This window comes from Alkalimonas collagenimarina (assembly GCF_030717845.1).
Lineage (GTDB): Bacteria > Pseudomonadota > Gammaproteobacteria > Enterobacterales > Alteromonadaceae > Alkalimonas > Alkalimonas collagenimarina.
On record NZ_JAUZVZ010000001.1, the window covers coordinates 167,626 to 188,207 of the forward strand.

Annotated in this window: 23 protein-coding genes and 1 pseudogene; 16 read left to right on the forward strand and 8 right to left on the reverse strand. The window is 51.4% G+C overall.

The features are described 5' to 3' along the window. Window position 1 precedes the first annotated feature (1 nt). The 5 genes from Q3O60_RS00775 (at window position 2) to Q3O60_RS00795 (ending at window position 3,645) form a co-directional block, all read left to right on the forward strand. Entirely contained in the window at window positions 2-703 is a 702-nt protein-coding gene (locus Q3O60_RS00775; RefSeq protein ID WP_305891994.1) for an AzlC family ABC transporter permease, read from the forward strand. Continuing rightward, window positions 696-1,049 (forward strand): AzlD domain-containing protein, encoded by a 354-nt coding sequence (locus Q3O60_RS00780; protein ID WP_305891995.1) that lies wholly within the window; start codon window positions 696-698, stop codon window positions 1,047-1,049. The genes Q3O60_RS00775 and Q3O60_RS00780 overlap by 8 nt, the downstream gene beginning before the upstream one ends. A gap of 119 nt (window positions 1,050-1,168) precedes the next feature. Beyond that, window positions 1,169-1,819, forward strand: a complete 651-nt coding sequence (locus Q3O60_RS00785; protein WP_305891996.1) for a SatD family protein — start codon at window positions 1,169-1,171, stop codon at window positions 1,817-1,819. Then, window positions 1,816-2,568 carry a DUF3307 domain-containing protein gene (locus Q3O60_RS00790; RefSeq protein ID WP_305891997.1) on the forward strand — a complete coding sequence of 251 codons (753 nt, stop codon included), beginning with the start codon at window positions 1,816-1,818 and terminating at the stop codon, window positions 2,566-2,568. Before Q3O60_RS00785 ends, Q3O60_RS00790 begins: the two co-directional genes overlap by 4 nt. A 186-nt stretch (window positions 2,569-2,754) precedes the next feature. Then, window positions 2,755-3,645 carry a DMT family transporter gene (locus tag Q3O60_RS00795; protein ID WP_305891998.1) on the forward strand — a complete coding sequence of 297 codons (891 nt, stop codon included), beginning with the start codon at window positions 2,755-2,757 and terminating at the stop codon, window positions 3,643-3,645. Window positions 3,646-3,709: 64 nt separating this feature from the next. Here Q3O60_RS00795 and Q3O60_RS00800 read toward each other — a convergent pair whose 3' ends face one another. Beyond that, on the reverse strand, window positions 3,710-4,627 hold the full coding sequence (locus Q3O60_RS00800) for an NAD(P)-dependent oxidoreductase (RefSeq protein WP_369812607.1): 918 nt from the start codon (window positions 4,625-4,627) through the stop codon (window positions 3,710-3,712). A 67-nt stretch (window positions 4,628-4,694) separates the two neighbouring features. Between Q3O60_RS00800 and Q3O60_RS00805 the strand changes: the two genes are divergently transcribed. Then, window positions 4,695-5,609 carry a LysR substrate-binding domain-containing protein gene (locus tag Q3O60_RS00805; protein ID WP_305892000.1) on the forward strand — a complete coding sequence of 305 codons (915 nt, stop codon included), beginning with the start codon at window positions 4,695-4,697 and terminating at the stop codon, window positions 5,607-5,609. A gap of 223 nt (window positions 5,610-5,832) precedes the next feature. Next, the gene (locus Q3O60_RS00810; RefSeq protein ID WP_305892001.1) at window positions 5,833-6,384 is read left to right on the forward strand and encodes a GNAT family N-acetyltransferase; all 552 of its coding nucleotides are present in this window, start codon (window positions 5,833-5,835) and stop codon (window positions 6,382-6,384) included. 2 nt (window positions 6,385-6,386) lie between these two features. On the opposite strand, the gene Q3O60_RS00815 is transcribed toward Q3O60_RS00810, so the two are convergent. Further along, on the reverse strand, window positions 6,387-7,178 hold the full coding sequence (locus Q3O60_RS00815) for a helix-turn-helix transcriptional regulator (protein WP_305892002.1): 792 nt from the start codon (window positions 7,176-7,178) through the stop codon (window positions 6,387-6,389). 93 nt (window positions 7,179-7,271) lie between these two features. On the opposite strand from Q3O60_RS00815, the gene Q3O60_RS00820 reads away from it, so the two are divergent. Next, window positions 7,272-8,834, forward strand: a complete 1,563-nt coding sequence (locus Q3O60_RS00820; protein ID WP_305892003.1) for an MFS transporter — start codon at window positions 7,272-7,274, stop codon at window positions 8,832-8,834. Window positions 8,835-9,006: 172 nt separating this feature from the next. Further along, window positions 9,007-9,138: pseudogene (locus Q3O60_RS00825) on the forward strand (VOC family protein); the annotation flags it as partial. 52 nt (window positions 9,139-9,190) lie between these two features. Here Q3O60_RS00825 and Q3O60_RS00830 read toward each other — a convergent pair. Beyond that, window positions 9,191-11,449, reverse strand: a complete 2,259-nt coding sequence (locus Q3O60_RS00830) for an alpha/beta hydrolase family protein (protein ID WP_305892004.1) — start codon at window positions 11,447-11,449, stop codon at window positions 9,191-9,193. A gap of 225 nt (window positions 11,450-11,674) precedes the next feature. Here Q3O60_RS00830 and Q3O60_RS00835 point away from each other — a divergent pair, with 225 nt between their 5' ends. Further along, window positions 11,675-12,151, forward strand: a complete 477-nt coding sequence (locus Q3O60_RS00835) for a GNAT family N-acetyltransferase (protein WP_305892005.1) — start codon at window positions 11,675-11,677, stop codon at window positions 12,149-12,151. 189 nt (window positions 12,152-12,340) lie between these two features. On the opposite strand, the gene Q3O60_RS00840 is transcribed toward Q3O60_RS00835, so the two are convergent. After that, window positions 12,341-13,102: a TetR/AcrR family transcriptional regulator gene (locus tag Q3O60_RS00840; protein WP_305892006.1), complete on the reverse strand. Its 762-nt coding sequence runs from the start codon at window positions 13,100-13,102 to the stop codon at window positions 12,341-12,343. 153 nt (window positions 13,103-13,255) lie between these two features. Here Q3O60_RS00840 and Q3O60_RS00845 point away from each other — a divergent pair, with 153 nt between their 5' ends. From Q3O60_RS00845 to Q3O60_RS00865, 5 genes are all read left to right on the forward strand, one after another. Beyond that, window positions 13,256-14,221 (forward strand): ABC transporter ATP-binding protein, encoded by a 966-nt coding sequence (locus Q3O60_RS00845; protein WP_305892007.1) that lies wholly within the window; start codon window positions 13,256-13,258, stop codon window positions 14,219-14,221. A gap of 41 nt (window positions 14,222-14,262) precedes the next feature. Beyond that, a complete protein-coding gene (locus Q3O60_RS00850; protein ID WP_305892008.1) occupies window positions 14,263-15,018 on the forward strand; it encodes an ABC transporter permease in 756 nt (251 codons plus the stop codon). 94 nt (window positions 15,019-15,112) lie between these two features. Then, window positions 15,113-15,532 (forward strand): nuclear transport factor 2 family protein, encoded by a 420-nt coding sequence (locus tag Q3O60_RS00855; RefSeq protein ID WP_305892009.1) that lies wholly within the window; start codon window positions 15,113-15,115, stop codon window positions 15,530-15,532. Between the two features lie 294 nt (window positions 15,533-15,826). Continuing rightward, window positions 15,827-16,210 (forward strand): winged helix-turn-helix transcriptional regulator, encoded by a 384-nt coding sequence (locus tag Q3O60_RS00860; protein ID WP_305892010.1) that lies wholly within the window; start codon window positions 15,827-15,829, stop codon window positions 16,208-16,210. Window positions 16,211-16,323: 113 nt separating this feature from the next. Beyond that, entirely contained in the window at window positions 16,324-16,956 is a 633-nt protein-coding gene (locus Q3O60_RS00865; RefSeq protein ID WP_305892011.1) for an FMN-dependent NADH-azoreductase, read from the forward strand. Window positions 16,957-17,033: 77 nt separating this feature from the next. Here Q3O60_RS00865 and Q3O60_RS00870 read toward each other — a convergent pair whose 3' ends face one another. From Q3O60_RS00870 to Q3O60_RS00880, 3 genes are all read right to left on the reverse strand, one after another. Further along, window positions 17,034-17,939, reverse strand: coding sequence for an AraC family transcriptional regulator (locus Q3O60_RS00870; protein WP_305892012.1), 906 nt, complete (start codon window positions 17,937-17,939; stop codon window positions 17,034-17,036). A 135-nt stretch (window positions 17,940-18,074) separates the two neighbouring features. Further along, a complete protein-coding gene (locus Q3O60_RS00875; RefSeq protein WP_305892013.1) occupies window positions 18,075-18,236 on the reverse strand; it encodes a hypothetical protein in 162 nt (53 codons plus the stop codon). A gap of 72 nt (window positions 18,237-18,308) precedes the next feature. Next, the gene (locus Q3O60_RS00880) at window positions 18,309-19,016 is read right to left on the reverse strand and encodes a class I SAM-dependent methyltransferase (protein ID WP_305892014.1); all 708 of its coding nucleotides are present in this window, start codon (window positions 19,014-19,016) and stop codon (window positions 18,309-18,311) included. Window positions 19,017-19,155: 139 nt separating this feature from the next. Here Q3O60_RS00880 and Q3O60_RS00885 point away from each other — a divergent pair, with 139 nt between their 5' ends. Beyond that, window positions 19,156-19,587, forward strand: a complete 432-nt coding sequence (locus tag Q3O60_RS00885; RefSeq protein ID WP_305892015.1) for an RrF2 family transcriptional regulator — start codon at window positions 19,156-19,158, stop codon at window positions 19,585-19,587. A gap of 386 nt (window positions 19,588-19,973) precedes the next feature. Here Q3O60_RS00885 and Q3O60_RS00890 read toward each other — a convergent pair whose 3' ends face one another. Next, window positions 19,974-20,570, reverse strand: a complete 597-nt coding sequence (locus Q3O60_RS00890; protein ID WP_305892016.1) for a glutathione S-transferase family protein — start codon at window positions 20,568-20,570, stop codon at window positions 19,974-19,976. Window positions 20,571-20,582 lie beyond the last annotated feature (12 nt).

Here is a 20,582-nt window from a genome sequence, read left to right on the forward strand (position 1 = left end):
GGTGAGCTGGCGGACCGGAGCGCGTGAAGCCACCCCTTTGCTGGGTGGTTATATCCCTGTCGCCATTTCTTTTGGCATGGTTGCGGTGCAGGCGGGTTTTAGTGTCTGGCAAACTATCCTTATTTCAACGCTCATTTATGCAGGCGCTTCGCAATTTCTGTTTGTTGCTATGGTGGCTGCTGGTGCACCATGGGGTTTGGTGGTGGTGATGACGTTGCTGATTAATGCGCGTCATGTGGTGTACGGGCCAAGTTTAGCGCCCTGGTTACCGAAAAGTCGTTGGTGGCCTTTTCTAAGCCATGGTCTGACTGATCAAATCTTTGCTCTGGCGCTGAGCCGTTTGCCGCAATTACCCACAGAGCAGCGCTTAGGCTGGTACAGCGGTGCCATGTTGCTTGCCTGGTTCAGCTGGGTAGCTGGTACGGCAGCCGGGGCCATCGCCGGTGAAGAGCTGAGCCGACACTGGCCTTTGCTTGGCGAGGTCATGCCGTTTGCGTTGCCAGCACTGTTTCTGGTGTTGCTGGCACCCCGTTTTACCTCTCGTAGCTGGAGCATAGCGCTGAGCTGCACCATCGGCATGGCAATGGTGCTGACCCTCTATGGTTTTACCAATGCTTCGATCCCGTTGGCGGCTGCGTCCGGTGCCCTGTTTTTTTACCTGACCAAAGTGCATGCCCGGGCTGGAGGGCGTCTTGATGGATAACGGCTTCTGGATTGCATTGCTTTTCGTCAGCGTTGGTACGCTTTGCATGCGTTTACTGCCGCTCCTTTGGATGCAGCGCCATCTGCTGAAACAAAAGAGCAAAGGCGGCCTGGCGGCGATCCCTGATTGGCTTACTGTACTTGGTCCCTTAATGATTGCGGCCATGCTTGGGGTTTCTCTGGTGCCGGCCACACCGAGCCTGTTTACTTGGCTTGCCACCATTCTGGGGGCTTTTTCTGCGCTGATGGCATGGCTGTGGACCAAGTCATTGGGCTGGCCAGTCCTAGCAGGCGTCAGCACCTATGGTGTGGTCATCGTGCTAGCTCGCATCACCATTGGCGGGTGAGCGGCCTTTATGTACCTATATTTGGTTACATTGATATTAGTAACTAAATTTGGTTTCAATCTTTACTTGTAACTTTTTTCGATTACACTTTAGGTTAAGTCTAACCACGAAGCTCAATCATGCCTGCATACTATGCCAAGAGTTATGCCGTCTTAACCGGTGATTTAGTTCAATCCCGCGCCATCAAGGCCGAGCAGTATGATAACGTGCTGTATCAGCTGGAGCAGCTGTTTGCTTCCAAGGCCGAGGCCTGGGCACTGAGTTACAGTTTTTATCGTGGCGACGCCTTTCAGTTGTTGCTTGCCAAGCCCCAGTATGGGGTGCAGCTGGCTGTCAGCATACGCTTAACCTTGCTCAGTCTGGCGCAGGATTGCAAAATTAGTATTGGCATTGGGAACGTGACCAACTTACGTCAGGACATTAAAAGTGCCACCGGCCCGGCTTTTACCTTATCGGGCACCGGGTTGGATAGCCTGAGTGGATCCCAGCGCTTGCAGATCCATTGCCAGCAGAGCGAGCTACAGGCTATTTTAGCCGTACCGGTTCGGATGGCCGATGCTATGCTGGCAAACCTGACCGCCCGCCAGGCCGAAGCGGTGTTGTTGCACCTGATTAACCCCGGTATGGCGCACGAGGCGATTGCCCAAAAGCTCGGTACCTCCAGAGCCAACGTTACCAAGCTGCTGAACAACAGCCATGTCGATTACCAATTGCTGCAGGCATTTCTGGCTTATTGCGAGCAGCATATCTGCCGGAGTATCCCATCATGACCGAACTGAGCTTGCTGTTAAGCCTGCTGCTGGCCCATGTGCTGGCCGATTTTTTCCTTCAGCCCACAGCCTGGGTTCGGGCTCGAGTCAGCCAACACTGGCGCGCTGCTGCACTTTACTATCATAGCCTGCTGCACTTTGGTCTGACTCTGGCGGTGCTCTGCCTTTGGCATTGGCTCAATTGGTCGATGCTGAGTGTCTGGCTGCTGCTTGGCTCGGCGCTAGTGATTGCGGTCAGCCATTGTCTGATAGATTTGGCCAAGTCGTACCGGCAAGGTTTTCGCTATTTTCTGTTGGATCAGGTGTTGCACGTGCTGGTGATTACTTTGGTTTGGCTGGCGCTAACGGACACCACGATGGCGCAGTTGCTGGCTTTGGCACACAATAATGCGCTCAGCCCGGATGTGTTGCTGCTGGTGCTGGCTTATTTGCTGGTATTAAAGCCGGCATCGGTGGTGATTGGCTTTGTACTGAATCAAATCGCTACACCAGCTACCGGCGCAGGTTCAGGCTTGCCAACTGCCGGCCACTGGATTGGCATGATGGAGCGGGTGCTGGTACTTACACTGATTCTGGTAGGGCAATACGGCGGCGTTGGTTTTGTTATCGCCGCTAAATCGGTGCTGCGCTTTAGCGATCTGCGCAATGCCAATGACCGGGCCTTAACCGAGTACATCCTGCTTGGCTCCTTGCTGAGTTTGGGACTAACCCTGTTGCTGGGCATTGGTGTTGTGCAGCTGTTGGGGTAAGGGAAACTCTATACGCACACAGGTTCCTGTGAAGCGTAAAACGTATGAGCAAGCGGAGTATTAGCTATTAATCGTGCCGGGTGGTATCTATCATCAGTTCGTCATGGCAACATGGCTTTATGAATCCGGCATCAGTAGCCTACGATGAAGTTGGCTATCAGAAGGGCCTTGCGCTAATCAGGACTTATGTCAGCAGCTATTAGCACGCATCATTCCACTTTATTCTCTGCCGCATGGATGGGCGGTACCATGCTTTCGTTTGTGACCATGGCGGTTGCGGTGCGGGAGCTTTCGGCTGATCTTGGTACTTTTCAGATTTTGGCGATCCGCAGTTTCATTGGCTTGTTATGCATCTCGGCTATCTTGAGCCGGATGGGGTGGCAGCAGCTTTCTCTGCGTAATATCAAGTTGCACTTGATCCGTAATCTGGCCCACTTTTGCGGTCAGTTCGGTTGGTTCTATGCCATTGCTTTTATTCCACTTGCCGCAGTGTTCGCACTTGAGTTTACCGTACCCATCTGGACTGCAATGTTTGCAGCTGTATTGCTAGCAGAACGAATTACCAGAGTACGGGGGCTGGCAATTGTACTGGGAATTGCCGGTGTGCTGGTTATTCTTCAGCCCGGGTTCGAGATGATGCATCCGGCTGCACTGGTAATGCTCGGTGGTGCTATAGCGTTTGGGCTATCACATACATTGACCAAAAAGCTTACCGGCAGTGATAGTTCGCTCAGCATCTTGTTTTATATGATGCTGATCCAACTGCCGCTTGGGTTGTTGCCTGCCGTGTTTGATTGGGTGACGCCTACCGCAGCGCACTGGCCGTGGTTATTGTTGGTAGGCTTGACCGGGCTGAGTGCTCATTACTGCATGGTGCGTGCACTGTCGTTGGCTGATGCCACACTAGTGATCCCTATGGAGTTCTTACGCTTGCCGCTGATCGCCTTGGTCGGGTATGCACTCTATGGTGAACACATTGATGGCTTTTTAGCTTTGGGTGCTGCATTGATCTTGACAGGCAATGTGATTAATTTGATGTGGGAGCGGAAAAAAACGCGGAAGCGTCGGTTGATATGAAAGCGGCCATTTGTGTTTGTATCTGGCCGCTTTCAGCGTAATGCAGTTTGGGTGTTTGATGTGCTTATACCTTAAACAACGGCACCAGTGCTGCAATATCTCTTGCGCCTAATCCGTTGGCAACGCCTCTGGCGAACAACGCCCGGATGGGTTCAAGCAGGCTTGGCTCAATGCCTTGCTCGATGCTACCTTCGACGACATTTTTTAGTGCCACTGCCATCATGGCGTTGTTTGAATCTGGTTGCAGGTTGGGTTTGGTATCTATTTCTTCAGCAATATGAGGCAGTAGGCCAACCATTGCTTGCAGTAAAGACATGATCATTGGCGTGACTTCTCTGGCAGGCACCTGCTCACTTTCGAGCAGTGCGGCGGCATGCAGGTAGCCACCAAACATGCCGAACATGGCACTTAACATGGCCAAGTCAAACAACTGGGCCATCGCCGGATCGGCACCCACATAAACGGGTTTCCCCAAGATCGTCAGCAAATCCTCCGAGGCATCGAAGGCCTTTTGTGAACCACCGTAGAGGACAAAGGCTTGTTCTGTCCCAATGAGATCCGGTGTAACCATCACGCCACCATCCAGGTATTCAGCACCGCATTGTCTGGCCCAGGCTGCCATGGCACGAACCTGAGAAAGTGTCCCATTGGTCAGGTTGATCAGGGTACGCCCGACCAAAGTCCCGGATGATGGCTGTACTATTTCCTCAACGGCCTGGTAATCGAGCGCGGAAATAATGGTAACAGGGCTTGCCTGCAAAGCCTCGGTTGCATTCGCAGCATGAATGGCTCCGCGCTCTACCAAAGGAAGCGCTTTTTCAGCGCTTCGGTTCCAGACTGTGACTTGCATGCCATTATCCAGCAATGCCTTGGCCAGAGCTGAACCCATGGCGCCCAACCCCAAAATACTTATGTTGCTCATGGTTGTCTCCTGTTCATGATCATTGATTGCTAAGGTGTTACCAATAAAGTATATACACATGGATTAAGTGGCTGTAGATTGGGTTTTTAAGACTTATAGTCCATATTTGTAGATGATGAGGGCAGGCATGTTGAATCTGAATGATCTTTATTTCTTTGTTCAGGCGGTTGATAACCAAGGGTTTGCGGCAGCGGCCCGGCAACTTGGCATTCCCAAGTCGACTGTTAGCAAGCGGGTGGCTGAACTGGAAAAGTCGCTGGGCGTTCGTCTGATACAGCGCACATCCCGAACTTTTACCGTCACCGAAACCGGGCAGGACTTTTATCGGCATGCTGCTGCAGTATTGATAGAAGCCGAAATGGCAGAAGCCGTGGTTAAAAACCGACTGGCTGAGCCCAGGGGGACTGTTCGTCTTTGTGCTTCGGTGCCAACTGCGCAGTTGTGGCTGGCAACATTGCTGCCAAAACTTGCCTTAACATATCCCGCCATCAAATTGCAGTTGGATGTGGCCGACCGCTTTGTTGATATTGTTCGTGAAGGGGTTGATATCGCCTTGCGGGATCATTTCTCGCCATTGCCGGACTCCGAGCTCATACAGCGGCGGCTCAGCTATCAGCCTGGCTACCTGATCGCCTCGCCAGCCTATCTGAGCAAGCATGGCACACCGACTGACCCGGATGAGCTTAGCGCCCATCACGGTGTGTTGACATCCGCAACAGAGACCAGCTGGAAGCTCAGCAATCCGCAAAAACACAGGGTTGAAGCACAACCTCTGCCCGCTTTCATCGCCAATGAAAGCATGGTGTTATTGGAAGCGGCGCTAGCCGGACTCGGTATCACCTGTCTGCCCAGCAAAATCTGTCATTCCTACCTTGAGTGCGGTGCCTTGGTACGTGTATTGCCCGACTGGACGGCTGGAGGAGTGACCACCACATTATTGATGCCGCACCGGCGTGGGCAGTTACCCGCAGTGAGAGTGGTTGCTGATTTTCTGATAGCACATCTTGCATCACCGCCAGTTCACGAGACGTCTGCGTCCTGATGGGCATTACACGAATAGTCCTGGCAGCTGAATGGATAGGGCTTGTCTTTTATGCCGCGGATCCCTATTAAGCTTAATCAAGCGTCGTTGTCGCTACTCGAGAGAAATTGGGGGAAGAACCTTTGTGGCGATTGCAGAAAGTGCTCGCTTCATTCAGGCAGTCCGCTCAGTGCTTTGCATGTCACAAGCAGATAACTGTTTCATCATCTAAAAGGAGACTTGAATGTCAGACAGGTTATTTTTTCCGGTTATTGAAACTGAGCGATTGGCTCTTAAGCCTTTAGTTAAAGAGGATGCAGCGAAGCTACTTGGCATTTTCTCTGATCCCGAGGTGATGCAATACTGGAATACGGCTCCGTGGAGCAAAATGGAAGACGCTTTGGATTTTATCCAGCACTGCGAGGATGCCATGCGGCGCCAGGAGTCGCTTGTACTGGGCATATTTCTGAAGTCTACCGCTGAATTGGTTGGTAAATGCATGCTGTTTAGTTTTCACCGGGAATCGAGACGGGCTGAGATTGGCTTTGGGTTATGCCGCTCTTGCTGGGGCAAAGGGTATATTTATGAAGCTGGGCAGGCGTTGATTCATTATGGCTTTGATTCGCTTGGGCTACGCCGGCTGGAGGCTGAAATAGATCCGGCAAACAAGGCGTCGGCAAAGGCATTGCAAAAACTTGGCTTTGCTCAAGAGGGCTTGCTAAGACAACGGTGGGAAGTCGATGGTGTGGTCTCTGATTCAGCGCTCTATGGCCGCTTAGTTACAGATCCAACTTGACGTTAGCTGATGGCAAAATAAATAATCATATTCAGGTTTCTGAACTCATCGACTGCCAGCACTTTGTGCTGGAAACGCTTTGGTGTTCTATCGTTGGTCATGATGGTCTGAATGCCCCGGCTGTAATTCTCCATCTTGGGGGTAGCCCATAACTGGTTAAATGCAGGGGAGAGTTGTTTCAGCTCAGCAATCAGTTGCTGAATGAAAGGATCTTCCGGGGCTGCAGCCATATCGCAGCGAAACTGAGCCAGTAACTGAACTGCATCATGCTGCCAGTTGGGAAGTCGGCTGCGCAGCTGCGGATCGGTAAACAGCAGCCGCAGCAAGTTGCGCTCGGCTGGTTGGCGCTTTGCAAGTGAAAACAGCTCGTCAGCTGGGGTGTTCCAGGCAATGAGATTCCAGCGCAAGTCCATAATGTAAGCCGGCCTGGCTAATTCATCCATGATGGACTGGGTTAACGGATCAATGCTTTGTTCTTGAAAGGTCTCTTGTGCCGGTGGCCGGCGGTGGGCCAGCAGGAAAAGGTGGCAACACTCGGCATCGTTCAGTTTTAGCGCTTTGGCGATATTCAGTAAGAACGATTCGGATACCTGAATATCCCGCCCCTGCTCAAACCAGGTGTACCAGGTAAGGCCAACGCCAGCCAGTGCAGCCACTTCTTCCCGTCTCAGGCCAGGGGTTCGCCTTCTGTGGCTCGTCGGCAGCCCAACATCCACTGGCTTGAGCTTATTCCGGTGGTGCAATAGAAAATCAGTCAGCTCATTTTTCATGCGGCTCAGTCGTTGGCTGGGCATGCAATTACCGATAGTAATAGGATAAATAGATATATTGTAACCGGATAAAATCAGTAGCACAATGCCGTCCACACCATTGGATTGGGAGGCGTTATGTCCGTTAATTCTGCTGAAAATGCAACCATTGAGCCGCGTTATGCAACGGCCAGCGTTAAGGAATGGGTAGGGTTGGCCGTGCTGGCACTGCCAACCTTGCTACTCGGTTTGGATATTACTATTTTGTATTTGGCCTTGCCTGCGCTGGCCGAAGCCTTGCAGCCAAGCAGTACTCAAGCGCTTTGGATCATGGATATTTACGGCTTTATGATCGCTGGTTTTCTGGTCACCATGGGCGCTTTAGGCGATCGGATCGGCCGGCGAAAGCTGCTTATGATTGGCGCCTTCTTTTTTGCTTTAGCGTCCATAGTTGCCGCGTATGCGCCGAATGCTGAACTGTTGATTATTGCCAGGGCTTTGCTGGGGATTGCTGGTGCGACCCTGATGCCTTCGACCCTGGCTTTAATTAGTAATCTGTTTCAGGATGCCCGGCAGCGTGCTTTTGCGATAGGGATCTGGGCGACCATGTTTGCGCTTGGTATGGCGCTTGGCCCGGTGGTTGGCGGGGTATTGCTGGAGCTGTATTGGTGGGGCTCTGCCTTCTTAGTCGCTGTACCTATTATTTTTGTCCTGCTGTGCGCTGCACCTATTTTCTTACCGGAATATAAAAATCCCAGCCGGGCCAATCCGGACATCAGCAGCGTTTTTTTGTCGTTGCTAGCTATTTTACCCATCATCTATGCTTTCAAAGAGTTATCACGATTCGGACTGTCTTTTTCTCTTATTGGCTATTTTGGCTTGGGGATCATCGGCTTGTGGTTATTCATTCAACAGCAGAGCCGGTTAAGCTCGCCGATGCTGGATTTGCAGCTGTTCTCCAACAAAACTTTCAATGTAGCTCTGTTAGTATTGCTGACCGGCTTAGTCGGGGTTGCTGGCATGATGCTGATCGTCACGCAGTACTTGCAACTGATTGCTGGCTATAGCCCGGTAGTTGCCGGGCTCTGGATGGGGCCACCAGCCCTGATGATGGTGCTGGCCGGTTTAGTCGCGCCGCTGTTGGTCCGGCGGTTTACGCCGGCAACGGTGCTGGCAGCAGCATTGCTGTTGGCGAGCTTTGGCTGTGGGCTGGTTGCCATCGCCGATCCGGCCAAACTGCAGGTTGGCCTGGTGGTGTCAGGGTTTTCACTCATTTACTTTGGCCTGGGGGCACTGGCTGCGCTTGGTACCGATTTGGTAGTGAGCTCAGCCCCCCTGGAGCAAGCCGGCTCGGCATCTGCGATGTCTGAAATGGCCCAGGAGCTGGGTGTTGCGCTTGGGGTGGCGCTGCTTGGCAGCCTGGCTTTGTTTGTTTATCAATTCACGGTGCTGGAACAGGTCGGTGCATCCTCCACCGGAGTCGATATGTCGGTGGTGCAAGAGGGGCTATGGGCTGTCGAAGCGGCTGCCGACACACTCGAAAATGATGTACAACAGGCCGCCAGATTTGCTTTCAACCAAGGCATGCAAGTAGTAGCTATTCTTAGCGGTGTGGTATTTTTAACACTGGCGTTTTTAACGCATACAACACTGAGACAGGTTGGAGCTAAAGTCAGCAATCAGCTGTGTGATCAGGCTTAATGTCGACTTAGCAGCAAGCCATGCGACTACCCATACCATAATGTAAATTGTTGTAATTATAGTGGGCCTGCTGAGGCAAGGCCGGTAAGGTACGAATAAAACTCGGCTTGTTGGTATGGAGGGAGCGGATGTTCAACATTAAACAGCTTGATCATATTGTTATTTGCGCACGAAAGGAATCGATGCTGGCCGTGTGGAGTCCAGATATGGGGCCGAAGGGGAAGGGCCATCGATTTATCTCACCGATCCCGAAGGGAATGTGGTCGAGCTGAAAGGGCCACCTTGGGATACCAGTGATCATTGAATATCACAGCGTTTACCACTGAGCCTCTGCTCAGTGGTGGTTTACAACACGATTAATTGCTGATGCTCACTTCGTCGAGCATGATTACCGCTGCACCTTGGTCGAAGATAAACCGGATCGTGCGGATGTCGTCAAGTTGCAGGTCGCTCGAGGCGAAGTCTATGAGCGGGATAGAAACGCTTTGCATGACGGCCTCGGTGACTAAGTGGTTACTAAATACGTTGCTCATCACACGCTCTAGCCCAACCAAGCCGAGTAGCTTCTCTTCACGGACATGCCGGGCAGGCAAGGGGGGCAGGAGCCCACCAAATTCACTGACGCGACGCTGCACGACCTGGCCCGAAGCATCTTCAAGTTCAACAATAAAGTCTGCAGCAGGACGTAATCCGCTGTGCTCGCCTTCATAGCCAGGAGGGTCCTGATCCAGCTGCGCCAGCTCGAGGTGCAGTGTATCTGTGGCACGCAAACTGTGCGCTAGCTGTAATTCGTAGAAAGCTGGCTGCTGTATTTCTGTCTCAGCATCCCAACCTAACCAGACACCGCCGCGTTCACGGGTTCCCTGGCGGAAGGTGAGCTGAGCCTCTTTCCACAATGTTAGTCCTTGCGCATTAATTTGAGCCGCATTGCCTTGAGTAACGTCAATCCCGTCTTCGAAGTTAGCCAGTACCTTACGTTCAGTGGTTTGGCAGCGACTAACGACCACATCGGCTGGCAGAATAGTGCCCGCAAGCTCGGGGTTGCAGAATAGCTTAGAGTCGTCCGCACTGTCGTATTCGACAAAGGCTGTGAAATAGCCTTTTGCTGCCTGACGTTGCGCTTCACCGGACAATAATACCTGGGTATTCAACGCCTGACCGTAAAGCCCTGCGTAGTCACGTTCTCCCCATTGTGTATTGAACTGGCCGTGGTTTGCATGGTGCAGATACAAAGTGGCTTTAAACTGACTCTCGGCATAATTGGGTTGTGCGCGGTAGTATTGGCGGTCACCGTGGAAGTAAAACGCATCACTGTCATGCCCGCCATGAATAGTGAAGAAGTTGGTATTTGTTAACACCTCGCTTTTTCCGGCCGGTCTGAACTGGCCGTCGACCGGTGCGATGGCAACAATACCACGAATACCAAAATGGTAATCAAACTCCAGTAAGGCATTGTCGGGGTAGTGATTGAGCTGGTTGAAGACACCTGCCAGGTAAACCGCTTCACCGCCGCGCGAATGTCCCATCAGTGTGATCCGGTTCATATCGACTTTGCCATAAAACGGATGCTCTTCGTCCTGGTTCCATTGCTGCCACTGCTTTAAATGCTCAAGCAACAGCCAGCCACGGGCGTCGTTCTCGGGCGCGATGCCATTGTATAAAAGGCCGCCGCCGTTGAGAAAGTTCTGGTCAACGGACGCCACAATATGGCCCCGTGATGCTAAATGCTCGGCCAGCCAGGCGTAGCCAAGCTCAGAGCGGTTAAACATGTTGGAATTGCCGTGCACAACCAGGGTAAGAGGCAAAGGGGCGTTACCCGCGCCTGTCTGTGGATACCAGACTTGGGCGTTTATTGGTAATTCGTCCGCAGCGAAACCCCAGGCACGTGAGCGCATACGACCGCGCCATCCGCTCCAACTTTCGAGCATTTTGCTGGCATCAACTGAAGGTGTTTGAAAGCGAACATTTCCGGCGTAGTCGGCACGACGCTTATCCTTGCCGCTACCATAGGTGAAATGTTCCACTGAGTAAGGCCCTGGCTCTACCAGTGCTTGATTGCTGGTTTCAGGGTAGGCCGCAACTAACGTCGCAACAGGGCTTTCACTGTGCTGCTCCTGAACGAACCAATGGCCTGTCGCCAGAGTGAGCCAACCACCAACCAGCAAGGAAGCGCCTGCTGCCAGCAAACGCTGCCGCTTTACCAATAGCAGTAGTGCAACCGTGATCAGGTAGGTGCCGATAAATAAGATGGCGACCAGTGCGTAAGCGAAATGGTCTCCAATATGATGCAGCAACCAGGCGGCGGTCAGTGCTGCCGCCACTGGCAATAGACCAAGGTGTCGACCCAGCCGCTGGATCAGGAGCTTTGTCAGCCATAGCGCAAAGCCCACCACTAATGTAAGCAGTACAGCGATAAGCGCACCGGTTATGGCATCAACCCAGGGGCCTGCGCCATTTTGTGATACCAGGTTAAGGTAGGCGCCTGCTAGAGCGGCCAGAACACTTGCTGGCAGCCATAACCAGCGCTTTGTTTGGCGCTTTGGAGTGAGCACATCACTTAGCCAGTGTGCTCCTTGAATGATTTTATTGCCTGCTTTGCGGATAATTTTCTTCATCTTCTTCCCGATATTTAGTGAATCTGACCGACATAACGCAAGCGCTACGCCAATTTTTAATATATTGAAAAATATATGCTTTTAGTTTTTATTTTTGATTCGGAGTAGGCGATATCGCCACATTGTGGTGTAAAATCGTTTTAAATAATGGGGCTTCACAGGTGCTGCGTCTTGTAAAAATGCGACAACTTTACGCACGCTACCTCCTGTAAAGTTAGAGGATTGATGAATTTAGATGGTTTAATTGTCAGGGAAGCACGAAGCGATGACTACGAGCCCCTGTTGGCGTTAGAACAAAAAGTGGTTGATGCTGAGCGTCCGTATAATGCACTTTTGAAAGAAACGGGAGCTTATTATTACGACATCAACAAGCTAATTTCTGCTCAGGATACAAAGCTATTCGTGGGCGAAATCTCTGGTGCTCTTATCGCTACCGGGTACGTTCAGATACGCCAGTCAAAAGCTTCTTTACAGCACGCTAAGCATGGCTACCTAGGGTTTATGTATGTGGCCGAAGCATACCGAGGCCTTGGCTTAAACCAAGTGATTTTGCAGAAGCTGGTGAGCTGGGGGCAAGCTCAGGGGATCAACCATTTTTATCTGGATGTGTATGCAAAAAATAGCTCCGCTATCCGGGCCTATGAGAAGTTTGGTTTTCAGAGCTCGTTGCTGGAAATGACACTCAATACCGAAGCTGATTAAAACGCATCGGGATGCTAAATCCAAAGCGGCAAGATCACTTTCATGCTCACAGCGTGCTACACCCCGAAGGGGAGATGGCACTGCTGCCATCTCCTTATAAAAACAGCGACTGACATGGGGCGAGCGAGCTATGAAGTAGGCTGGCGAGAGGGAATCACCTCCCCGAACCCGACCCTTGAGCCAGCTCTGCTATCCTCTTCGTTTAATCAGCAAGGTCATGCCATCCAGAAAACGTTCCAACCCAAATTGGAAAGCACGTTGTGGATCACCAACACCGTAAGCCTCGCCAACAACTGGGCCTACACGTGAGGTTACCGGATAAGACGTATAATCGAGTGTTTCCAGAAATGGCGCAATGGTAAACCACCACTCATTATCGCTCATGCCGGTGTCCTTCCACACCGACTGCTCCCGAGCCGCATGTCGAACAGCACCCAGCACGTAGTTGTGCAGCGAGGTAACGGTCATGTCCATTTCTATTTCATCTAGCCCAAGTCCGTCTATGGCACTGAGCGCCAGTTCATAATTGGCCAGGGTATTTGGCCCCAGTATCGGACGATGGGTTTCCATCTCTACCACCCACGAATGCCGCATATAGTGCTGCCAGAGGTTTTCTGCAATACATGTCAGGCGTTGGCGCCAGCCCCAACTTTGCCAGTCCTTTGGTGGCTGAGTGCATTCCGCCAGTACCTGGTCCAGCATCAGGTCGTGCAGCTCCGCCACGGATGGGACATGGGTATAAAACGACATGGGGGAGATACCTACGGCCTCAGCTACCTTACGCGTGCTAACGGCGTCAATGCCATCTGAGTCGGCAATGACAATGGCAGCGGCCACCAGTTCACTCAGACTGACTTTGGGTTTAGGCCCGCGGCGGGGGGCTTGTACTTTACCCCACAGCAGGTGCATTAACTTAAGCGGATCACCCTTGCCAGAAAATTCCTGTGACATCTTCACACTTCCTCAAAATAACTATTTACACTGTACAACATTTAAATTAATATTATTCACTGTACAAGGTTATAGCGAGAGCCACCGCTTGTCGAGCGAAGGGGCATTTATCCGCGTACTGTTATTGCCAATTTGGGGAAGAGGGTGGAAGGCATGATTCGAGCAAGTAATCTTACACGTACGTTCAAAACCAAAGCCGGCCCGGTAGAGGCCGTTCGTGGCCTGAGCCTTGAGGTGGAGGAAGGCGAACTGGTGGCTTTTCTTGGACCTAATGGTGCCGGGAAGTCTACTTCGGTGCGTATGTTGACCACCTTGCTCCCCCTAACGTCCGGGCAGGCTATCATCGGCGGTCACGATGTCGCTCGCAACCCGGTCGCGGTGCGGCAACTGATAGGTTATGTCGGACAAGGCACAGGTTCCGGCCCCTATCATCGGGTGCGGGATGAACTGATTACCCAAGGCCGGGCATATCGCATGTCTTATGCTGATGCCAGAATGAGGGCTGATGAGTTGCTGGCTGTATTGGAGTTGGAAGATCAAGCCGACCGGGATTGTGCCACCTTATCTGGCGGTCAGAAACGCCGCCTTGATGTGGCCCTTGGCCTGATGCACACCCCTAAAATACTGTTTCTGGATGAACCTTCCACCGGTCTGGACCCGCATTCAAGGGCCAATTTGTGGGAGCACATTATCCGGCTGCGCCAGCAAACTGGCATGACCATCTTTCTGACGACTCACTACCTGGATGAAGCCGACAATATGGCCGAGCGGGTGATGATCATGGATCACGGTAAGATGATTGCCGATGACGTGCCGGAGAAGCTAAAAGCTGATCTGGCGGGTGATCAGATACGGCTGAGTTTCCAGTCCGAACAGGATGCTGGCTCGGCAGCCGAACAAGCCCGCAGCTTGCCCACAGCTCGCGATGTAACTCAAGAGGGCATCCGTTTGATCTTGACGGTCAATAAGGGAGAGAGCCTGCTGCCGGGATTAATACACAACCTGCACAAAAGCGGTCTTGAGGTACAGACTGCGAATGTACAGCGCCCGACACTGGACGACGTGTTTCTAAGCCTGACTGGGCGTAGTCTGCGGGAAAGCGCCGAATTGCCGGCCTAATACTATTCGGTTCAATTATTTAATCTCATAGGAGTGGGTTTATGACTTTCATTCAAGATACGTTGATTTCCTTCCACCGTGAGATCACTCCAACTCTGCGTAACTGGTATTACATTTTGTTCGGTATCATTCAGCCACTATTGTACCTGGGACTTTTCGTCCCCTTGCTGACCAGTGTACCGACCGGAACCGATGGCAATCCACTGCAATGGTTTGTGCCCGGTATGATCGTAATGTTGGTGTTGTTCACCACCGTCAGTTGTGGCTGGGCACTGACCGAAGAGCTGATGTCCGGAAGCTTTGAGCGCTTTCTGGCGACGCCCATGAATCGTTCGGCCATTTTGGTAGGGCGTTCCCTGAAAGAGCTGGCACCTTTGCTGGTTCAGGCCGTTATCATCATTGCGGTTGCGGCGCCATTTGGCCTGGCACTGCATCTGCTGCCTATGCTGCTGGGACTGATACTGTTGCTTGTCTTTGGCATTGGGATCGCATCTCTATCCTATGCTCTGGCCATTGCCAGCAAACATGACGGTGGCCTGTTTTACATGGTGTCGCATTCAGTAGCCTTGCCGCTGATGTTGCTGGGTGGGGTGCTCTTGCCGATGGAGCTAGCGCCTGATTGGCTGTATATGGCCTCGCGCTTTAATCCGCTGACTTATCTGGTGGAAGCAGAGCGGGCATTGTTTACTGGAGTGGTGTTCACGCCATCCGTCTTGTACGGCGCACTTATGGCCATCGCAGTGGCATTGGTCGGACTAATGTTGGGTACGCTGACGATCCGTAAGGCCAGTTTGTAAACACGGTATTGGAGATGTATGGGGTGTGGCTCTTGCGGCCGGCTATTTTTGGATAGTGACTCTGGTTGCTTAGAATTAATTCATAGGAGTTTCAATGAAATCAGGTATGTTTGAACCAACGAAGGAACAACAGCAGGAAATCTACGATTGGTTTGCTAAGTATGACGAGTTGACCAAGGCTTTCAAATTTGAAGCAATGGCCGACCGGGGCTTATTTCCTATGTATGTCATTACCGATGACTCAACGGGGAATGGCGTAACCCGAACCTGGTCCCGGAACGACTTTATCACGTCGATGAAAAGCGCCATGGAGAATACTCCTGAAGACATCGAATACAACATGACACGCACCCCGTATATGATTAATGCCAATGTGGCGATCGTACTCACGGAATGGCGCCCCCAGAAAGATAGCGATGAAGGTGCGCTGAAATACGCAGACGTCTTACTTAAGGAAAATGGCGATTGGCGTTTTCAAACCATGATTCAGGGTGGGTGGGGAGATTTTCTGTAAGAGCAATGCATAGGTTGAAGCGCTCCATCGTCCTTACCCGTTTATCTTATGTGTATGCGCATTGCTGTCATATGAGTGCAGCGGTCAAAGCCTGCCTGCAGTTTCTGCAAGAGCAGTTATGATAGCCTGCAAGGATCGGCCAGTGCTTTAAAGGTGTTGTTTGAGTCTTATAAGTAACGTTAACTACCCACTATCTGTCACTGACGATTGTGAATAACTAGGTAACTATCTTTACAATATGGGCAGAAGGTGCCCACAACTATTTGCTGTTTAGCATTATGACGAGAGGCCACAATGAACCAACCATTATCGCAAAATGGTGATCAACTATCTGAGTACCAGCAGAAATTTGGCAGCTTGCAGGAGAATTGCCCGGTGCGAGCCGCACTGGATATTATTCGTGGCCGCTGGAAACCCTCTATTTTGCATGAGTTAAAAGAAGAAACTCGCAGGTATTCGGAGTTACAACGTGCTTTACCAGGTATTTCGCCACAAGCATTGACCACGCAACTGAAGCAGTTGGAAGCCGATGGTTTGATAGAGCGTGATGTGTATGCGGAAGTTCCTGTGCGGGTTGAGTACCGCTTGTCGGAGTTCGGCGAAACTTTGTCTGAGGTGATGGATGGTCTGGAACAGTGGGGTATGGCGTACCTGGCGCATCGGGAAAAAAACCTGTAAACCTACTCACTTTTTGGTGACTAACTCACTATCCTGGTCGTGGATCCAATCGTTGTGAACATGAATAATGATGCGGTTCGTTTCATTGTGTTCATTTAAAGAAGGTTTACTCCATGCCACGATTATTAGTACTCAACTCCAGCGGCCGCACCACCCGCTCTATCACCCGACGTTTAACCAAGCAATATACTGAGGGCTGGCTGGCAGCTCATCCCGATGGCGTGTTGTGCGAGCGGGATCTGACATTGCATCTGTCTACACCTGTCAATGAAGCCTGGATTGCCAGTGCATTTGCGCCTGCTGAGGAGCGTTCACCCGCGATGGAGGCGGTGTTAGCGGAAAGCGAGACCCTGTTGGCAGAGATTGAAGCTGCAGATGCGCTGGTGCTGGGGGTGCCGATGTATAATTTTGGTGTCCCGGCGCAACTAAAAGCCTATTTTGATCAGATTATCCGGGCCGGTCGTTCATTTCAGTTTGATCCCGATGCCGAGCCGCCGTATCAGCCGCTGCTAGCCGACAAACCAGTCACCATTATTGTCTCTGTGTGGGATGGCGATCTGTTGCCCGGAGGCCCGATGGCCGAGCTGAATTTTCTGGAACCACACTTGCTCACCATGCTCGGTTTTATTGGGCTGCACAGTGTTGATTTTGTCCGTGTCGGCTATGAGGAATACCAGGACGGCCGGTTAAAAAAGGCACTGGGGCTGGCTGAAACCGAGGTAGCACGGCGGGCGGTGGCGGTATAAATAAGTTGGCTTGCATCGCTGCAGTCATATGCATAACCTTGTTGGGAGCCGCAGGATTGTTTGCGTGCTAAGTCAGTCTAGGTGGTCAGCGGGGATCTTAAGCGACGAATATCTGCCTGCGGCGGTGCGCCAAACAAGCGGCTGTATTCGCGGCTGAATTGCGATGGGCTTTCATAGCCAACTTTGTAGCTTGCGGTCGCCGCTTCCAAGCCTTCGTACAACATGATGCGCCGGGCTTCATTTAAACGTAATTGTTTCTGAAACTGTAAGGGGGACATAGAGGTGACCGCTTTAAAGCTTTGAAACAGTGAAGACTCACTTAAATGAGCGGCATCAGCCAGATCTTTAATGCGTAGCGGCTGGTGAAAACGCTGGTGCAGGATGTCTATAACCTTGCTGATGCGATGAGCCTGGCTGTCTATCAGTGTGAATTCCCGCAACTGGCTGCCGACTGGGCCCAGCAATAAACGATACAGCATTTCCCGTTTCAGTAATGGTAATAATACCGGAATATCCTCTGGTGACTGCATCAGCTGAACCAGACGATGAAATACGGATACTAACTCTAGATCAGCATCGCCCATAGCAATGCCACGAGCCGGTGTGGTTGGCTGCGGTACCTTAGCTGCCAGGTCAATCACCAGATCGGTCAGCTCACGTAAGTCCAGGCTAACGCTCAAGGCAAGATAAGGTTTCTCCGGACTGGCAGTAATTACCTTCCCACTCACCGGCAAGGTAACCGGAGCCAGCAAGTACTGCAACTCATGATACTGCAGCCGTTCATTGCCCAGCCAAACTTGTTTGGAGCCCTGCACCAATAAACATAAGGTCGGTTCATAAATAGTAGGGGCTGCTGCTGTCGGGCCATCACTGCGGTACAACCTGACACCAGGGATTGCTGTATCGTTAAAGCCGGTTGACTGAATAGCTGCTTGCAGTGGTTGCAGCATGTGCAGGCGTAAACGTTCACGTTCATCAGTCATATTTGTATCTCCATCTTACTGATAAACGAAGTATAAGCAGCTAACCCGGCTTTGCCTATCGCTGTCACCATCCTTTGTAGGATCAGGCAAGAAGTGCGGAGTTTAAGGCAGCGACCTTGAATCCAACCGATAGCCTTAAGCACCCGGGTGGCTGTAGTCTGGCGGATATGCTTCAGCCTGGTCGCCAGCAAGCACGGATGCAGCAAGTAAGTGCACTGCGTTTTGTTGCAATGCCGGTGGCGTAAACGCCAGACTGGATGGATTGAACTTGTGTTGATTGGAGGTAAGTACGGACATAATTCTTCCTGAGTTCCCCAAAAGCTGCCGTTAGTATAAAACCTCAAGTTAAGCTAAGGATCAAATAGGATCCTACTCAATTTCATCGCTTTTTATCCCATACCAACCGCTTATCATAAACGCCTGAAAAAAACGCACCGGTACTGCAATACCGCATTGCTTCAACAGCGCCTCGGTGTCTGTCGGTGAAATAATGGTGAGCTGTTCGCGCAGCACCGCAGGAAGTTTCTCCAGTGAATCAGCGCTGGCGCCCATCAAAGCTTGCACCCTTTGCCAATTTTTTAGTATTAAGGGAAATCCATCGGCGTTTAGATCGTAGCTGAGTTCTGCGCTAACAAAAAAGCCGTTGTTGCTAAGACGCTGCCACATAGCCTGATAAAAACCGAGGCGGTCTTCACGTTTCACAAAGTGCGCCACCAGAATACTTAACACAACATCGTAGTGCTCACCTGGTGGCAAGTCCTGAACATAACCATGGATCAATTCACAGCGGTCCAGAATACCTGCCTGGCTAAGCCGTTCTGCACAGACCTCCAGCATGCCCTTAGCGGGATCGATTCCGACAAAAGTCCACTGCGGAAACGACTGCGCCAAGGACAGTATTTCAGCGCCGGTACCAACCCCGACACACAATACCCGAGCGCGGGCAGGGGCAGGTTGCAAAATAAGACCAATCAGAAAGTGTAGGGTCGTGGCAAGGGTTGACAGTGGCAGGTTCTTTTTATCATAAGTACCTGCAGTGTTTGAGAAATGCTCGATTATCACGGAGTCGGCTTGCATGAAGGCACCTCGTCTTCTCCAGTACATGAAAGGTAACTTTTATTGTTACATAAGATTCCATTGGGAAGCAATACATGTAACCTTAAAAGTTTCATGATAAAATGCCAACAGGCAGGCCCAGGTAAATACAAGGTGAGTGATGAGGAAAGACAGCAGATTGTCCCGGGTACTGCATATACTGGTGCATATGGCAGCCATTGCCCGGCCGGTAACGTCTGAAGAAATGGCCGAGATGATATCGACCAACCCCGTAGTGGTGCGCCGCACTATGGCGTTGTTGCGCGACGCCAATTATGTTACATCCACTAAGGGCCACCACGGTGGCTGGTTGCTGGCGAAGCCGCTAGCTAACATTACCTTACTGGATATCCACCATGCGCTTGGCGAGAGCAGTATTTTTACTATTGGTTTAAGCGACGAGCACAGCCATTGTGTGATTGAGCAAGCCGTCAATACGGCATTAAAAGACGTAATGGATGAAGCGAAGGCTTTGATGCTGCAACGGTTTGGGCAAATCACGCTGGATCAGTTAGGGGCAGACAGGATATCCAGTTATTTGAATAAAGGCTGAGCCAGCCCTAAAAGGTCACGTGATAACCGTTATGGAATAAGGGCATGACCTTAATTTCAAAATCAAAACCCGCTAACCAGTTTACACCTAAGCCAGTACGACGCTGGCGCGGAAAATACCTTAACGTTAGTGCATAGTCTGACTCTCATTTAAATTAGTAACAGTTCGAGCCTGTTGATATACTGCTATAACATACGGTACGTATGTATAATGAATTCATACCGCACGCATGCCAGCTCTCAACCTGAAGACGCCACGCTTATAGCCGTAGAAGCGTTTCAGCTCTTGGCGTCCGGTCTGTTAAAAGAGCCAGCAGAATCTACTAAATAAACAGTGTGCCTCCAAATCAATTGGCTATTCACGGCATAGCTTTTAGCTTGGCGAGGTTACGCAATGCCAGACATGCCTACATAACCTGGTAATGCTTTGATGCGTCCCATCCAGGCTCGAACTGCCGGGTAGGGATCAAGCGTTACGCCGCCCTCCCAAGCCAGTGCTACGTATGGGAACACGGCGCATTCAGCGATGGTTGGGCGGCCCAGTGCCAGCCATTGATGTTGGTTTAGGTGTTGTTCGAGCAATGATAAAAGTAGCGCACTTACTGCCAATGCCTGCTCTTTATTTAGCGGAATGCCAAACTTGTCTATCAGGCGTGCCGTATTAGGGCCATGCTGAACTTCGTTGGCGGCTGTCGATAGCCACTGCATTACCTCAGCCTGCTGGGCCGCGCCATCTGGCCACCACTGGTTGCCACCGTAACGACGAGCCAGATACACCAGTATCGCCTGGGAATCGCGTAGCACTACATCGTCATCTACCAACACCGGTAATTGGCCTAAGGGGTTAAGTTCTATAACTGGTGTACGTTTATGTGCACCTCCAGGGATATCAACCGGCACTAATTCAAGCTTGATACCGATTAATGCGGCGAACAGACGAACTTTGTAGCAATTGCCGGAGAGTTCCAGATCGTATAGTTTCATAATAAGGGCCTT

Excerpts from the sequence above, each read along its gene's own strand:
- Q3O60_RS00780 (WP_305891995.1), top strand. The coding sequence starts at position 696 with ATGGATAACGGCTTCTGGATTGCATTGCTTTTCGTCAGCGTTGGTACG.
- Q3O60_RS00785 (WP_305891996.1), top strand. The coding sequence starts at position 1,169 with ATGCCTGCATACTATGCCAAGAGTTATGCCGTCTTAACCGGTGATTTA.
- Q3O60_RS00790 (WP_305891997.1), top strand. The coding sequence starts at position 1,816 with ATGACCGAACTGAGCTTGCTGTTAAGCCTGCTGCTGGCCCATGTGCTG.
- Q3O60_RS00795 (WP_305891998.1), top strand. The coding sequence starts at position 2,755 with ATGTCAGCAGCTATTAGCACGCATCATTCCACTTTATTCTCTGCCGCA.
- Q3O60_RS00800 (WP_369812607.1), bottom strand. The coding sequence starts at position 4,627 with ATGTGTATATACTTTATTGGTAACACCTTAGCAATCAATGATCATGAA.
- Q3O60_RS00805 (WP_305892000.1), top strand. The coding sequence starts at position 4,695 with ATGTTGAATCTGAATGATCTTTATTTCTTTGTTCAGGCGGTTGATAAC.
- Q3O60_RS00810 (WP_305892001.1), top strand. The coding sequence starts at position 5,833 with ATGTCAGACAGGTTATTTTTTCCGGTTATTGAAACTGAGCGATTGGCT.
- Q3O60_RS00815 (WP_305892002.1), bottom strand. The coding sequence starts at position 7,178 with ATGCCCAGCCAACGACTGAGCCGCATGAAAAATGAGCTGACTGATTTT.
- Q3O60_RS00820 (WP_305892003.1), top strand. The coding sequence starts at position 7,272 with ATGTCCGTTAATTCTGCTGAAAATGCAACCATTGAGCCGCGTTATGCA.
- Q3O60_RS00830 (WP_305892004.1), bottom strand. The coding sequence starts at position 11,449 with ATGAAGAAAATTATCCGCAAAGCAGGCAATAAAATCATTCAAGGAGCA.
- Q3O60_RS00835 (WP_305892005.1), top strand. The coding sequence starts at position 11,675 with ATGAATTTAGATGGTTTAATTGTCAGGGAAGCACGAAGCGATGACTAC.
- Q3O60_RS00840 (WP_305892006.1), bottom strand. The coding sequence starts at position 13,102 with ATGTCACAGGAATTTTCTGGCAAGGGTGATCCGCTTAAGTTAATGCAC.
- Q3O60_RS00845 (WP_305892007.1), top strand. The coding sequence starts at position 13,256 with ATGATTCGAGCAAGTAATCTTACACGTACGTTCAAAACCAAAGCCGGC.
- Q3O60_RS00850 (WP_305892008.1), top strand. The coding sequence starts at position 14,263 with ATGACTTTCATTCAAGATACGTTGATTTCCTTCCACCGTGAGATCACT.
- Q3O60_RS00855 (WP_305892009.1), top strand. The coding sequence starts at position 15,113 with ATGAAATCAGGTATGTTTGAACCAACGAAGGAACAACAGCAGGAAATC.
- Q3O60_RS00860 (WP_305892010.1), top strand. The coding sequence starts at position 15,827 with ATGAACCAACCATTATCGCAAAATGGTGATCAACTATCTGAGTACCAG.
- Q3O60_RS00865 (WP_305892011.1), top strand. The coding sequence starts at position 16,324 with ATGCCACGATTATTAGTACTCAACTCCAGCGGCCGCACCACCCGCTCT.
- Q3O60_RS00870 (WP_305892012.1), bottom strand. The coding sequence starts at position 17,939 with ATGACTGATGAACGTGAACGTTTACGCCTGCACATGCTGCAACCACTG.
- Q3O60_RS00875 (WP_305892013.1), bottom strand. The coding sequence starts at position 18,236 with ATGTCCGTACTTACCTCCAATCAACACAAGTTCAATCCATCCAGTCTG.
- Q3O60_RS00880 (WP_305892014.1), bottom strand. The coding sequence starts at position 19,016 with ATGCAAGCCGACTCCGTGATAATCGAGCATTTCTCAAACACTGCAGGT.
- Q3O60_RS00885 (WP_305892015.1), top strand. The coding sequence starts at position 19,156 with ATGAGGAAAGACAGCAGATTGTCCCGGGTACTGCATATACTGGTGCAT.
- Q3O60_RS00890 (WP_305892016.1), bottom strand. The coding sequence starts at position 20,570 with ATGAAACTATACGATCTGGAACTCTCCGGCAATTGCTACAAAGTTCGT.